General features: G+C 66.6%; 12 protein-coding genes. 5 read left to right on the top strand and 7 right to left on the bottom strand.

Annotated elements, in window-relative coordinates; translation table 11 throughout:
• Positions 1–11: 11 nt before the first annotated feature.
• The 3 genes from murA to leuC form a co-directional block, all read right to left on the bottom strand.
• Complete coding sequence (gene murA, locus IWX75_RS06165) at positions 12–1,361, bottom strand: UDP-N-acetylglucosamine 1-carboxyvinyltransferase (protein WP_196821333.1); 1,350 nt, start codon at positions 1,359–1,361, stop codon at positions 12–14.
• Between the two features lie 196 nt (positions 1,362–1,557).
• Entirely contained in the window at positions 1,558–2,163 is a 606-nt protein-coding gene (gene leuD / locus IWX75_RS06160; protein WP_196821332.1) for a 3-isopropylmalate dehydratase small subunit, read from the bottom strand.
• Between the two features lie 9 nt (positions 2,164–2,172).
• Positions 2,173–3,642 (bottom strand): 3-isopropylmalate dehydratase large subunit, encoded by a 1,470-nt coding sequence (gene leuC, locus IWX75_RS06155; RefSeq protein ID WP_196821331.1) that lies wholly within the window; start codon positions 3,640–3,642, stop codon positions 2,173–2,175.
• Positions 3,643–3,762: 120 nt separating this feature from the next.
• On the opposite strand from leuC, the gene IWX75_RS06150 reads away from it, so the two are divergent.
• The 3 genes from IWX75_RS06150 to IWX75_RS17650 all read left to right on the top strand — a co-directional run bounded on the left by IWX75_RS06150 (position 3,763) and on the right by IWX75_RS17650 (position 5,502).
• On the top strand, positions 3,763–4,494 hold the full coding sequence (locus IWX75_RS06150; protein ID WP_196821330.1) for an IclR family transcriptional regulator: 732 nt from the start codon (positions 3,763–3,765) through the stop codon (positions 4,492–4,494).
• A 1-nt stretch (position 4,495) separates the two neighbouring features.
• On the top strand, positions 4,496–5,044 hold the full coding sequence (locus IWX75_RS06145) for a DUF1697 domain-containing protein (RefSeq protein WP_334684140.1): 549 nt from the start codon (positions 4,496–4,498) through the stop codon (positions 5,042–5,044).
• Between the two features lie 329 nt (positions 5,045–5,373).
• Positions 5,374–5,502, top strand: a complete 129-nt coding sequence (locus IWX75_RS17650; RefSeq protein ID WP_334684139.1) for a hypothetical protein — start codon at positions 5,374–5,376, stop codon at positions 5,500–5,502.
• A 203-nt stretch (positions 5,503–5,705) separates the two neighbouring features.
• Here the strand turns inward: IWX75_RS17650 and IWX75_RS06140 are convergent, their stop codons facing one another.
• Both IWX75_RS06140 and IWX75_RS06135 read right to left on the bottom strand, forming a co-directional pair.
• Positions 5,706–7,394, bottom strand: a complete 1,689-nt coding sequence (locus IWX75_RS06140; protein WP_196821329.1) for an alpha-amylase family protein — start codon at positions 7,392–7,394, stop codon at positions 5,706–5,708.
• 250 nt (positions 7,395–7,644) lie between these two features.
• A complete protein-coding gene (locus IWX75_RS06135; RefSeq protein WP_196821328.1) occupies positions 7,645–8,343 on the bottom strand; it encodes a phosphoribosyltransferase in 699 nt (232 codons plus the stop codon).
• Between the two features lie 355 nt (positions 8,344–8,698).
• On the opposite strand from IWX75_RS06135, the gene IWX75_RS06130 reads away from it, so the two are divergent.
• Together IWX75_RS06130 and IWX75_RS06125 are read left to right on the top strand one after the other, a co-directional pair.
• A complete protein-coding gene (locus IWX75_RS06130) occupies positions 8,699–9,313 on the top strand; it encodes a cation transporter (protein ID WP_196821327.1) in 615 nt (204 codons plus the stop codon).
• A gap of 72 nt (positions 9,314–9,385) precedes the next feature.
• The gene (locus tag IWX75_RS06125) at positions 9,386–10,033 is read left to right on the top strand and encodes an MBL fold metallo-hydrolase (RefSeq protein WP_196821326.1); all 648 of its coding nucleotides are present in this window, start codon (positions 9,386–9,388) and stop codon (positions 10,031–10,033) included.
• A 49-nt stretch (positions 10,034–10,082) separates the two neighbouring features.
• On the opposite strand, the gene IWX75_RS06120 is transcribed toward IWX75_RS06125, so the two are convergent.
• Both IWX75_RS06120 and IWX75_RS06115 read right to left on the bottom strand, forming a co-directional pair.
• Positions 10,083–11,702, bottom strand: coding sequence for a GTPase (locus IWX75_RS06120; RefSeq protein ID WP_196821325.1), 1,620 nt, complete (start codon positions 11,700–11,702; stop codon positions 10,083–10,085).
• Positions 11,699–13,597, bottom strand: coding sequence for a dynamin family protein (locus IWX75_RS06115; protein ID WP_196821324.1), 1,899 nt, complete (start codon positions 13,595–13,597; stop codon positions 11,699–11,701). The genes IWX75_RS06120 and IWX75_RS06115 overlap by 4 nt, the downstream gene beginning before the upstream one ends.
• Positions 13,598–13,721: the final 124 nt, after the last annotated feature.

Raw genomic sequence — 13,721 nt, 5'->3', positions numbered from 1 at the left:
GCAAACGTACCCTAGGACATTGCCGCGGCCACAGCCGGGGCATCCTCCGTCAGGTCGAAGTCGGCTCCGAGACCCTCCAGCTTGTCCTGGAAGCGCTCGTAGCCCCGGTTGATCAGTTCGATCCCGGTGACCCGGGACGTTCCCCTCGCCGCAAGTGCGGCGATGAGGTGGCTGAAGCCGCCGCGGAGGTCGGGGATGTCGATGTCGGCGCCATGCAATTGCACCGGCCCCGAGATGACGGCGGAGTGGAGGAAATTGCGCTGTCCGAACCGGCAGGGGACGCTGCCGAGGCACTCGCGGTGCACTTGGATGTTCGCACCCATACGGATGAGCGCTTCCGTGAATCCGAAGCGGTTCTCGTACACGGTTTCATGCACGATCGACACGCCCGCCGCCTGGGTGAGTGCGACGACGAGGGGCTGCTGCCAGTCCGTCATGAACCCGGGGTGCACATCGGTCTCGAGGACCAGCGGCTTCAGCGGCCCGCCCGGGTGATAGAAGCGGATGCCGTCGTCGTCGACGTCGAAAGCTCCACCGATTTTCCGATACGTGTTGAGGAACGCGGTGAGGTCGAGCTGGCGCGCACCCTCCACATAGATGTCACCCTTGGTGACCAGGGCCGCCGACGCCCATGACGCTGTCTCGTTGCGGTCCGAGATGGCCTTGTGGTTGTAGCCGGTCAGTTCGCGAACGCCCTCGATGCGGATCACGCGGTCCGTCTGGACCGTGATGATGGCCCCCATCTTCTGGAGTACCGCGATGAGGTCCATGATCTCGGGCTCGACGGCGGCACCCGAGAGTTCGGTGATGCCCTCCGCGCGGATTGCCGTCAGGAGGACCTGCTCGGTAGCTCCGACGCTGGGGTAGGGAAGGTGGACCTTGGCGCCGTGGAGGCCCTTGGGGGCGGAAATCGAGATTCCGCCGGGACGCTTGTCCACCACCGCACCGAAGTTGCGCAGCACCTCGAGGTGGTAGTCGATGGGCCGGTCGCCGATCTTGCAGCCGCCCAGATCCGGGATGAAGGCTTCACCGATACTGTGCATCAGGGGGCCGCACAGCAGGATGGGGATGCGGGAGTCCCCGGCATGGGCGTCGATGTCCTTCGACTGCGCCATCTTGGCGTCGCGTGGATCCATGGTGAGGTCTCCCGTCACCGGATCCTTCGTCACCTCCACGCCGTGCAGCTTCAGCAGGCTCGTGACGACGTCGACGTCCTTGATCTCCGGCACGTTGCGGAGCACCGACGGCGTATTGCCGAGCAGTGAGGCGACCATCGCTTTCGGCACCAGGTTCTTGGCACCCCGAACGGAGACCTTTCCTGTCAGTGGCACTCCACCGCGGATTGTCAGAACGCTACCCATCAATACCTATTCCTCATGCTTTAGAAGTCCCCAGAGCGCACGGATGCTCATCCAAGCATAGGAGCATACAGGCAACAACAGAAATACGCGGGCACCGGTCCCGGTCCTCGCATACCTTCAAGAACCGCCCTGTGCGGGCAGGAATTCCCGATGCAATGAGGATCACACGCCTGGACGCCCGGTTTCCGCGGAGACGTCAGCTCTGCAGGAGTGCGGGCAGGGTGGTCGGCTTGTAGGAGGGCCGCTTCGCCTCGAATGCGGTGACGTCCTCCTCGTGGCGCAGCGTCAGGCCGATGTCGTCGAGGCCCTCAAGCAGTCGCCAGCGCGTGTAGTCATCGATCTGGAAGGGAGCCGTGACGCTTCCGCACACCGCGGTCCGTGCCTGGAGGTCGACGGTCACCTCGGCACCCGGTTCGTTGTCGAGGACCTTCCAGATCAGCTCGATGTCGTCCTGCGCGAGCTGGGCGGCGACGAGTCCCTGCTTGCCTGAATTGCCGCGGAAGATGTCCGCGAACCGGGAGGACAGCACAGCCTTGAAGCCGAAGTCCTTGAGCGCCCAGACGGCGTGCTCACGGGAGGAGCCGGTGCCGAAATCGGGGCCCGCAACCAGCACGGAGCCGCGGGTGTACGGTTCGCGGTTCAGGATGAAGTTCTCGTCCTTGCGCCAGGCCGCGAAGAGCGCATCCTCGAAGCCGGTGCGCGTGATCCGCTTGAGGTAGACGGCCGGAATGATCTGGTCCGTGTCCACGTTGCTCTGACGCAGCGGAACGCCGATTCCGGTGTGGGTGGTGATCTTTTCCATGTCGATCCCCTATACAGCGGTGGTTGCAGTGGTGGAGGGCTGGAGTGCCCCGAGTGGGGGTACCGGGTCAAGGTCCGACGGCGAACTCAGGGTGCCGCGGACCGCCGTGGCGGCAGCCACGACGGGTGAGACGAGGTGGGTGCGACCGCCCTTGCCCTGGCGTCCCTCGAAGTTGCGGTTGGACGTCGAGGCACACCGCTCCCCTGGCGCGAGCTGGTCCGGATTCATGCCGAGGCACATGGAGCAGCCGGCAAAGCGCCATTCCGCGCCGAAGTCCTTGAACACCTGGTCGAGGCCCTCGGCTTCGGCCTCGAGGCGCACGCGTGCGGAGCCGGGGACCACCATCATCCGGATCGCGGGGTCCTTCTCCCGGCCACGGATGATGTCCGCGGCGATCCTCAGGTCCTCGATGCGACTGTTGGTGCAGGAGCCGAGGAACACCGTGTCGACGCGGATGTCCTTCATGGGAGTACGGGGCACCAGCGCCATGTACTCGAGCGCACGCTCGCAGGCTGCGCGGTCGTTCTCGTCGGCGAAATCCTCCGGGGCGGGAACCGACTGCGAGAGCGACACGCCCTGACCGGGGTTGGTACCCCAGGTCACGAAGGGCTCGAGGTCGTCGGCATCGAGGAACACCTCGGCGTCGAAGACGGCGTCGTCGTCGGTCCGCAGTTCCCGCCAGTCGGCGACTGCGGCATCCCAGTCAGCACCCTGCGGCGCGTGCGGGCGGTCCTTGAGGTAGTCGAACGTGATGTCGTCGGGGGCCACCATGCCGGCCCGGGCACCGGCCTCGATCGACATGTTGCAGATGGTCATGCGGGCTTCCATCGACAGCGAGCGGATGGCGGAACCGCGGAATTCGAGCACGTACCCCTGGCCGCCGCCCGTCCCGATCTTCGCGATGATCGCGAGGATGATGTCCTTGGAGGTGACGCCCGGCTTCAGGGTGCCCTCCACGGTGATGCCCATGGTCCGAAAGCGCCTGAGGGACAGCGTCTGGGTGGCCATTACATGCTCCACCTCGGAGGTACCGATGCCGATGGCGAGCGCTCCGAAGGCGCCATGGGTGGACGTGTGCGAGTCGCCGCAGACCACGGTGAGTCCGGGCTGCGTGAGGCCGAGCTGCGGGCCGATGATGTGCACGATGCCCTGCTCTGCGTCTCCCAGCGAGTGCAGCCTCACGCCGAACTCGCGGCAGTTGGTACGCAGGGTCTCGATCTGCGTGCGGCTCGTGAGGTCCGCGATGGGCTTGTCGATGTCCAGCGTGGGGGTGTTGTGGTCCTCCGTCGCAATGGTGAGGTCCGGCCTGCGCAGTGGGCGGCCGGCAAGCCGCAATCCCTCGAACGCCTGGGGGGACGTGACCTCGTGGACGAGGTGCAGGTCGATGTAGAGGAGGTCGGGCTGCGCCTCGGAACCGACTACTTCGCCCTTTCGGACGACGTGCGAGTCCCAGACCTTCTCAGCAAGTGTTTTTCCCATGTGCTTTCCTCCGCCGCTCTCCCTGGCTCGCCAAGGCTTCTCCATAACTGAACCAGCGCGACCCCAGGTCCGCCAATCCGAGGACTTGCGTCTCAGATAATGAGACGGCAATATCATCTTATGGACAATTCTAGCGGTGTCGGGGTCATTGATAAAGCGGCAATGGTGCTCGACGCACTTGAGGCCGGCCCCACCACGCTGGCCCAACTCGTCTCCTCGACAGGTCTGGCCCGTCCCACGGTGCACCGGTTGGCCCTGGCCCTGGTCCATCACCGGCTGGTGGGGCGGGACATGCAGGGCCGCTTCGTCCTGGGGAGCCGCCTCGTGGAACTCGCCTCCGCCGCCGGGGAGGACCGGCTCATCGCCTCCGCCGGCCCGGTGCTGCTCAACCTTCGGGATGCGACCGGCGAAAGCGCCCAACTATTTCGACGGCAGGGCGACTGGCGGGTCTGTGTCGCCTCCGCCGAACGGCCCGTTGGGCTCCGCGACACCATCCCCGTCGGTACGCAGCTGTCCATGAAAGCCGGTTCCGCCGCCCAGTGTCTGCTCGCCTGGGAGGATCACGACCGCCTGCTCATGGGACTCCAGAACGCGCGTTTCACCCCGACGGTCCTTGCCGGAGTACGACGCCGGGGGTGGGCTCAGAGCCTGGGTGAACGCGAAGCCGGCGTCGCCTCGGTATCGGCGCCGGTCCGCGGTCCGTCCGGCCGGGTCATCGCCGCGGTGTCGATTTCCGGACCCATGGAGCGCCTCACGCGCCAGCCCGGCCGCATCCACGCAGAAGTGGTGGCTGACGCGGCCCGGCAGCTCACCATGGCCGTCGGCAAAGGTACTGAGAGCACGGCACCGTAGCGTGAACAGGCCCGACGGCGACGGCGATGCCTGCGACTACGCCGTCTTCCTGCGAGGCGTCAACGTTGCCGGAATCCCGATGAGAATGGCGGAGGTGAGACGTGAGCTCGCCGTGCTTCCGGTCAGCAATGTAAGAACGCTGCTGGCTTCGGGAAATGTGGTGCTGCAGAGCACCCTGAAGGCCGCGGAGCTGAAGTTCCAGGTGGAGGAACGCCTCGCAGCCGCGTTCGGCTACGACGCCTGGGTGGTGGTGATCGACCGCGAGCGCCTCGGGCGACTTATCGACGCGTGCCCGTATCCCGCCGACGATGCAGAAATGCAGTCATATGCCACCCTGTTCTCCGACGCGGAAGCGCTGCTGGCCTGGACGGCCGAGGCAGAAGCGGCGGGTGCCGACGCCGTCGTCCTCGGTACTGAGGCGGTGGCCTGGCAGGCACCCGTGGGCGGAACCCTCGACAGCCCGGCGGGCAGGCTTGCGCTGGGACGCAAGTACAAACCGGACTGCACCACGCGGAACCTGCGGACGCTGCAGAGAGTCCGGTGGTTCTGACATCCCGGCGAGGATGCACGCTCCGGAAGAGGTATGACGGGACCGTCCCCGGCGCGTCGGTGCAGGCGATTGGTTGCCGCGATGGCCGGAGCACTCGATGCGCTGCAGGCGCGTTGTGGCACTGACCGGCGGAGGAACCGGCAGCAGGATCGGAACAGGGCTGATCGCCCGTCGCCAGCGGTGGACCGGTGGCGAAAAAGCAAGGCTGCACAACCTATCGGTGCTGAGGGCGCAGGGGTGGACTCGGTCTGCGCCCGGGTAGAGGATGGACGTGTCAGACCGTGGCTGCCGACAGGGGCCACGGGCCGGATAGAGGAGGAGATTGACTTATGGCGGACATTGGTGGCATGGCAGACAAAGCCAAGGACTATGCAAAGGACAACCCGGAGAAGGTTGACCAGGGCAAGGATAAGGCGAAAGATGCCCTCGACGGGCAAAAAGACAGCGACCAGAAGTAGGACGATTCCGGCATCGCGAAGCCGGGCTACCCTCCGGGGCGGCCCGGCTCTTCCGTGCCCAGCTTTTCCGTGCCCAGCTTTTCCGTGCCCAGCTTTTCCGTGCCCAGCTTTTCCGTGCGCGAGCGTCCCGTGCCCGAGCTTCCCAGCTGCCGCTGCCTTCCAGGTGCGACTGCCTTCCAGACGCGACTGCCTTCAAACTATGGCTAGGGAAGCCGGCGGTCGTCGGGGTGTGGGATCCGCAGCCAGCGGTAGTCATAACCCTGAAGCTCGAGTTCAAGCACACCCTCGTCGGAGACACGAGGTGTGGTATCGCCCAGCAGGTCAAGAAGGGACAGGCCGCCGATGTCGGCAAGGAGGCGCTCGGAGGATGTCAGATCGAGAGATACCGTCACCGGTTCCGACCCCAGGTTATGCACGAGAATGATCGTGGCGGCTTCCCAGGTGCAGCGGTGGGCCAACACCGAGGGAACCGACTGCTCCAGGATGTCGAACCGACCCCAGCCGAGCTCCGGGCACTCGCGGTAGCGGCGGATCAGCTTGGCCATGAAATTCAGGAGCGATTCCGGGTCGCGCCGGGACCGAGCGGCGTTCACACGTTCCGCCCCGTATTCGCCGGTGATTACCGGTGACACCAGCTCAGCCTCATCAGCTGTGGAGAAGCCCCCGTTCCGCCCGCCGGTCCACTGCATGGGCGTCCGGACCGCCATGCGCCCGTCGGCATCCAGGTCCTCGCCCATCCCGATCTCTTCGCCATAGAACAGCACCGGCGTCCCGGGCAAGGAAAACAGCAGCGAATAAACCATCCGCACGCGCTGCGCATCGCCGTCGAGCATCGGCGGCAGCCGCCGCTTGAGTCCCCTGCCGAAGACCTGCATCCGTTCCTCCGGGCCGAAAGCTGCGAAAACCTCCTGCCGTTCTTCGGCTGAGAGCTTGTCCAGCGTCAGTTCGTCATGGTTCCGGACGAACATCGCCCACTGGTTGTCCGGGTTGATCGCCGGCCTGCTGTCCAATGCTTCCGCCAGGGGTGATGCATCCTGCCTGGCGAGCGACAGGTACATCGCCTGCATGACGATGAAGTCGAACATCATGGTCAGCTCGTCGGCGTTCTCCCCGCCGAGGAATTTGTACTGCTCCTCGTACGGCAGGTTCACCTCGCCGAGGAGGATCGCCTGCCCGTTACGGCGGTTGAGGAACCGCCGCACGTCCTTGAGGAATTCGTGCGGGTCCGGCAGCTCGTCAGCCTGGGTCCCGGTTGTTTCGAGGAAGTAGGGGACGGCGTCCACCCTGAAGCCGTCGACACCCACCTGCAGCCAGAAGCCCATCGCCTTCGCGATTTCATCCCGGACCTTCGGGTTGGCGACGTTGAGGTCGGGCTGATGCTTGTAGAAACGGTGCTGATACCACTCACCGGTGGTTTCCTCCAGGGTCCAGATTGCATCCTCCTGATCCGGGAAGGCGACTTCCTTCGAGGTATCGGGCGGCGTGTCCGAGCGCCAGACATAGAAGTCGCGGTAGGGACTGTCCGTGGATTTGCGCGCCGATTCGAACCACGGGTGGGAATCGGAGGTGTGGTTGACCACGAGGTCGGCGATGATCCGGATACCCCTGTCCTTGGCCGTCCGGAGGAATTCCACCACGTCACCGTGGGTTCCGAGCCGCTCGTCCACGCCGTAGAAATCGGTGATGTCGTAGCCGTCGTCCCGGTCCGGCGTCGGGTAGAAGGGCATCAGCCAGATGCAGGTGACACCGAGCTCGGCCAGGTAGTCCACACGCTGGGCAAGACCTGCGAAGTCGCCCACGCCATCGCCGTCGGAGTCGAAGAAGGTCTCCACGTCGAGGCAGTACACCACAGCATTCTTCCACCACAGATCAGAGGTGTCGGTGATTCTCACGAAGTTCTCCCTTCATGCAGCGGTTCCAGCGGGGTGGTCCTGTCGATCCAGAGGAAGGCGTCGTAGCGGCGGTTGAGCACTGTGGGCACGTAGTTCCCGCGCCGTCCGGGCGTCGGGGTGGTACACGACGCCGATGGCGCGCTGCCCACGGCTGCGGCCGGCCCAGCCGGTCTCGCCGCCGTTGAAGACGAACAGTGATCCGCTGCACCCCTCAGCGGTAAGGCGGCACTCCGGACGCCGGTCGGATCCTTCATGCTTTCCTCCCTCCTTTCCCGGGCTTGGTACTGCCGAACGTGAGCGCACCGGTGAGGAGAGAGCGGACCTCCTCATCGCCCGTCTGCCCGAAGTGCTCATACGCGGCGCCCACCGCACGGAAGTTCTCCGGCTGCCAGGGGCAGACGACGTCGTCGGTCAGGCTCCCCAGCTGCGCCACGGCAGCCGGTGCTCCGACGGGCGCCGCGGCGATGATCCGCTGGGGGGCGAGGTCATGCAGGGCGGCTACTGCCGCGCGCATCGTGGCCCCTGTCGCGAGCCCGTCATCGACCACGATCACGGTGTGGTCCCGGACCACCAGGGGCGGGCGAAGGCCGCGGTACTCCCGTTCACGCCGAGCCAGTTCGGTGGTTTCCCGGGACAGCGTTTCGTCGAACAATCGGTGCCCGTCCTTCAGTCGATCGAGTTCCATCATGAGGTCCTGGTTCTGCACCAGCTTCGTGGTTCCGGCGGCCGAAGCCAGTGCCGCCATGGCGGTTTCCGGGTGGCCCGGAAATCCGAGCTTGCGCACCACCACTACATCCAGCGGAGCTTCAAGCGCGTGCGACACCTCCGCTGCCACCGGAACACCGCCGCGGGGAAGACCGAGGACAAGGGTGCTTTCGGACTTCCACGCGTCGAGGAAACCTGCCAGTTCCCTTCCTGCGTCCCGCCGGTCGAAAAATCGGTATCCCATGCCTGCCACCCCGGAGAGGAAATGTAAGCCTGGTTGCCTATCATCGTCCGAAGCAGCTCGAAAAGTAACCCCCGGGCCTCCCTCTGGACCTGGGCCCTGCTTCCCTGGCGATACCGGCCGCGGGTCGTTCCGGGGCTTGTCAACCCCTGTCGACCCGCCCGCGGAGGCCATACCCTTGGATCATGAACCGGCCGGTACCCCCGTTTGCACGGAGCCATCGACTACGGATTTCTGGGCACGAACATCGTGGGGCCGAAAGTGCTGAAACTCAGCCACGCAGCGTTGGTCCTGCACGTCAACCTCACCAGCTGGGCCGGGAGAACACCGGGGTGCTCGGTGCGTCGGCGTTGAGAGGATGACCGCCTCCCTCGAACGGCGGCTCCGCACCGCGGTCCTGGTGGTGGCCGCACTCAACCTCGCCTACTTCTTCGTCGAGGTTTCGGTTGCCCTATCGATCGGCTCCGTCGCCCTGTTCGCCGACAGCGTCGACTTCCTCGAGGATACGGCCATCAACCTGCTGATCTTCGTAGCCCTGGGGTGGTCCCTTCGTCGACAGGCACTGGCAGGTAAGGCGATGGCTCTCGTGATCCTGGTTCCCGCAGCGGCCGCGGCATGGCAGGCGTTCATCAAGTTCGCCGATCCGGAACCACCGGATCCGGCTGCGTTGATCATCACGGCCGGGGGAGCCGTCGTCGTGAATCTCACGTGTTCCTTCCTGCTGGCGCGCTTCCGCCACTCCAACAGCTCAATGGCGAGGGCGGCGTTCCTCTCCGCCCGTAACGACGTCCTCGTCAATGTCGCGATCATCGCCATGGGCATCCTCACGGCCTGGACGGTCTCAGGGTGGCCGGATCTCCTCCTGGGGCTCATCATCGTCGTCCTGAACGTCAGTGCCGCCAAGGAGGTGTGGGATACCGCTGGAGAAGAGCAGCTCGCGGCCAAGGTCCTTGCCGGTGAGGAGATCGGCTAAATTCGGAACAAGGAAGTTCGCGCTGAGGAATCGGCCCTCGTCGAGACAAACCACTTTTGAAGGACACCCGCCATGCGCCTGATCGCCAACAATTGCTACCAGCTCGAGCACTCGAAGGGCGCCAACGGCTATGTCGTCTCCGGACGCGCCGGAGCTGCCGTCATCGACCCCGGGATCTCCTCCGGCTACGACGCCGTCCTGAAGGAGTTGCGCGATTCCGAAGCCCGCGTCGGCCGGGTCACCGACATCGCGCTCACCCACTACGACTTCGACCATGCCCAGGCCGTCGCCCGCCTGCAGCAGGAACTCGGTGCACGGGTATGGCTGGGCGGAGCCGACGCCGCGATCCTCCGGGGGGACCAGGCGCCGCCGACCGCCGTGCGGCGCCTGATGCAGCGGTTCACTTCGATCCCCTATCCGGACCAGCTGGAGGAACTCGACGGTACGGGCACGATCTTCGAGGGGCTCGACTACTTCCCCACTCCCGGCCACACTCCGGGGCACTTCGCCTTCCAGTGGAACACCGTCCTCTTCACCGGTGATTCCGTCACCGTCCGCAAGGACGGCACGCTGCGCCAGTTCGTTCTCCGGCCGGTCATCAGTGACAGGGCTGTTGCCGGGAGGACCGAGCAGCTTCTCCGCGAGCGGATCTCCAGCCAGGGCATCGAGTGGGTCTGCGCCGGACACAACCGTCCTACGCGTACCAATCAGGCGGCCTAGCGATCGCTAAGCGATGATCCGACGCCACGACCCGAGCGGTGCTGCCCTCCTAGGATTGGCGCGTGGCTGCCGCAACTGCCGCCCGGAAGGCGTTGTACCGGGAGATCTCGACGGCGACGGGTTCCACCACCGTGTCCACTGCCACCTGCGTGACTGACGCGCTGAGCCGACGTCGTGCCCTTCGTCCCCGCAGCATTGCCCCGAACCGGGCGAGAACAGCGGAAAGTACCGCGAGCAGGATGCCTGCCCCGGCACCGGCGACAATCAACAGTGTGGGTACCGGGAAACCTTCCACGCGGGGTGTCTGGGGCAACTGCAGTTGAAGGAACCCGCCGAGGGCAAGAAGGCCGAGCCAGGCGGCGCCGGCAACCAGCGCGGCGAAAGCGATCCACTGCAGGGCCCCCGCGACCGGCCACCACCAGGATCGCCGGCCGGTAGCGAGGTCGGTGCCCGCAACAGCCTGGTCGAGGCCATCCATCAGGCCCGGCACCGAGCTCCTCGCGGCATTCCGGATGGAACTGCGCCAGGGCTCGACGGCGGAACCCGCGGCAGTGTCGGCATAGGTGCGGAGTGCGCGGTCCACCTTGGCGCGCTGGGCCGGTTCTCCGGTGGGCAGCGAGGTACGGAGCAGTATCGGGTCAAGGTCCCTGCGGCGGAGGTTCAACCGTCGCAGCGGGTCGGGACGCAGGGCACCCAGCCACCGGGTCACCGGCCAGCCTGTGGCGGCGTGGGCATCGCGCCGGTGGGAAGCGACGACGGCGTCGACCACCGCCCCCACCCCTGCCGCATCGGTCAGGCCCTCAGCGAGACCGGCTCGTGCTGACGCTCCTGGAAGAGCCAGGTCACCCAGGCCCGTGAACTCCACGAGTTCGGCCGCCGCAGCCGCGACGTCGGCGGCGAGGCGCTCATTGAACACACCTTTACGGGTGACGATGGTCCGGACGGCAGCAGTGAGGGCACCGAGACCCGCACCGGTTCGCGCCGAGACCGGGAAGACGGAGACCCTACCGAGTCCTTCGGCGGCGAGAATGCCGGACAACGACGCCGTCACCTCGGCCAGGCCGGTCTGATCGAGACGGTCCGACTGGTTGAGAGCCACCAGGGTAACTGCCTCATGGGAAGCCAGGGGCGCGAGGAACCCCTGGTGCAGCGCCGCATCGGCGTACTTCTGGGGATCGACCACCCACAGGAGCACGTCCACCTGACCTGCCATGCGCTCCACGACCAGGCGGTGCGCGCTCGCCGTCGAATCGAAATCGGGCAGATCGAGCAGGATCAATCCGGCTCCGCCGGACAGGGCGGAGGCCACCGGCATGTCGTGGCGCTCCTCCACCGAGAGCCAGTCCAGCAGCTCCGCGCTCCCGGCCGGACCCCAGACAAGCGCCAGCGGCGAGGACGTCGTGGGACGCCGTGCCGCCACCCGGGCGAGGCTGGTTCCGCTGAGCGCGTTGATCAGGGAGGACTTCCCGCTCCCGGTCGGGCCGAACACGCCGACGACGGTGTGATCGGCTGACAGCGAGCGCCGGCTTCCTGCGCGGTCGAGGACGCCCTGGAGTTTCTCGAGCCGGGCATCGTCAAGGCGTGCTGCAGCCAGCTTCCGGGCTGAGTCGAGGGCTTCGAGCTGTAGCTGGAGGGTGCTGCGATGCTCGGCATTCCGGGAACGGTTCACTGGGGCTTGACCGCTTCCGTACCGGCGGCATGTCCTTTGCCGTCGTCGGCATCGGAGCCCTTGGCCAGCTGCAGCGTTCCCAGCGTCCGGGCGTAGCCGCGCAGCACGTCGGGCGGGGTCTGCCCGGCGAGCGGCAGGAGCAGCGCTTCGAATTTCGCCTGCTCGGCGTGCAGAAGTTTCTCACACCGGCGTCGCAGGTTGTCCTTGGCGGTGCGCGCGAGCCGCCGGACCGCGTCGTCGCCGAAAACCGCCTCGAGGAGCTTCTGGCCCACCACTGCTGATCCTCCGGCGATTCCGACCTCGCCCCCGGTAAGTCCGCCAGTGGAGGCGAAGACCACAACCATGAGGGCAACGGCCACTCCATTGACGCCGAAGGAAAGCATGCGCGCTGCGAACCTCTTGCTGCTGCCCTCGGACCGCACCAGTTCGAGCAGGTCCTGCTGCCACTCCCTCACCTCTGCGGCGGCGCGGGCCGAGAATTCGCTGCTGCTGTGCGGCGCATGTCCGGCGAGGAGCGTCCGGCCGGCGTCGTCGGCCCGCCATCGTGCCTCGATGGCCTCCGTTGCCTTCGCCGTCTCCTCGACGATGACCGAATGGAGTCCGCTTTCGATGGCTGCGGCGACCGTCTGCGCCGGGGCGGGTTTGCCGGTGAAGAACGATCCCGCTTTGTCCCGCAGGCGGCCGATCCTCGTCTCGACCCCGCGCATGAATTCGCCGGTGCCGACGAAGTCCTGCCAGCGCGCGAGCACTTCGCCGCGCAGCAGCGTTCCGTCCTCGGTCGACTTGAGGATCGCGGAGAGCGCGGTGTCGAAAGCTGCCGTGGCGGCGTTCCGCAGGTCCGCTCCCGCGGCCTGCTCGGCACCGGCAGCATCGGCCACCTCGCCGATCCGGGTTCCGAGAGCCCGGACAGCTCCGGTGAGGGTACGCCGTCCGATGTCCCTGCGGCCCTCGGCGTCGGCGGCCAGATCCTGGAGCCATCGTCGCACGGGCTCGACGGGTTCGGGAGGCAGCATGCCCGCGGAATCGAGCGGTACCTCCGGTATCACGAAGATGGGCGCGTGCCCCAGTTCCTTCGCGGCAAGCAGCGCCAGCAGGTCTTCCCGGACTTCTTCCTCCACGCCGCTCGGGACACGGTCCAGGACGACGGCGAGCAGAATGTCCCGCTGCGCCGCTTCGGCAAGGAGCTTCCACGGCACGGCGTCCGCGTAGCGGTTCGCCGTGGTGACGAACAGCCACAGGTCTGCGGCAGCGAGCAACTGGCCTGCGAGCCGCCGGTTCTCATCGGCGATCGAATCCACATCCGGGGCATCGAGGATCGCCAGCCCTGGTGGAACCGACGCATCCGCCTGCAACAGGAGGGTTGCCGTGGATCCCGGTAGAGCGCCCTGCCCGGGCGGGCGTCCCGGCTTTTCACCCGGCAGGTACTGACGTTTCCCGCCGGGTGGGCGCCCAGCCGGCGGGGCGGGTCGGGGCGCGGGTCGTGTCTGCCCGGTTGCGTGGACGCGGGTCAGGGAAGGCAGCACCCGCTGGGTGGAGAACCATCCGGCATCAAGCGGGTGGTGCAGCAGGATCGGCTGGCGCGTGGTGGGGCGGACAGCGCCCGAGCGGGTCACGGGCCTGCCCACGAGCGCGTTGACGAGCGTCGACTTCCCCGCTCCGGTCGATCCCCCGACCACAGCGAGCAGCGGGGCGTCGACGTCGGCGAGGCGCGGCAGGATGTAGTCGTCCAGCTGTGCGGCAGCGGCGGCGACGGCAGCCCGCGCCTCGGAGGATCCGCTCAGCGCCAGGGGGAAGGTGGTGTGCGCAAGTGCGTTCCGTACCTCTTCGAGGAACGCCGGCAGCCCGGGCAGCCCGGGCGGCCCGGGCAGTTCGGCGGGAGAAAGGGCGGCGCTCATTTTTCCATTGTGCCAGCAGAGGCGGCGCCTCCCGTGACTGCAACTGATGGCTACCCAAGTTGATGTCCGCCGAAACGACGAAAGGCGCCCCGGACGATTGTCCTGAGCGCCTTCTTCGTGTCCT

The sequence above is a fragment of the Arthrobacter sp. CAN_A6 genome, from assembly GCF_015751715.1.
Lineage (GTDB): Bacteria > Actinomycetota > Actinomycetes > Actinomycetales > Micrococcaceae > Arthrobacter_D.
The sequence above is the reverse complement of the archived record's forward strand: the minus strand, read 5'-3'. Positions and strand labels throughout refer to the sequence as shown.

Excerpts from the sequence above, each read along its gene's own strand:
- murA (WP_196821333.1), bottom strand. The coding sequence starts at position 1,361 with ATGGGTAGCGTTCTGACAATCCGCGGTGGAGTGCCACTGACAGGAAAG.
- leuD (WP_196821332.1), bottom strand. The coding sequence starts at position 2,163 with ATGGAAAAGATCACCACCCACACCGGAATCGGCGTTCCGCTGCGTCAG.
- leuC (WP_196821331.1), bottom strand. The coding sequence starts at position 3,642 with ATGGGAAAAACACTTGCTGAGAAGGTCTGGGACTCGCACGTCGTCCGA.
- IWX75_RS06150 (WP_196821330.1), top strand. The coding sequence starts at position 3,763 with ATGGACAATTCTAGCGGTGTCGGGGTCATTGATAAAGCGGCAATGGTG.
- IWX75_RS17650 (WP_334684139.1), top strand. The coding sequence starts at position 5,374 with ATGGCGGACATTGGTGGCATGGCAGACAAAGCCAAGGACTATGCAAAG.
- IWX75_RS06135 (WP_196821328.1), bottom strand. The coding sequence starts at position 8,343 with ATGGGATACCGATTTTTCGACCGGCGGGACGCAGGAAGGGAACTGGCA.
- IWX75_RS06130 (WP_196821327.1), top strand. The coding sequence starts at position 8,699 with ATGACCGCCTCCCTCGAACGGCGGCTCCGCACCGCGGTCCTGGTGGTG.
- IWX75_RS06125 (WP_196821326.1), top strand. The coding sequence starts at position 9,386 with ATGCGCCTGATCGCCAACAATTGCTACCAGCTCGAGCACTCGAAGGGC.
- IWX75_RS06115 (WP_196821324.1), bottom strand. The coding sequence starts at position 13,597 with ATGAGCGCCGCCCTTTCTCCCGCCGAACTGCCCGGGCCGCCCGGGCTG.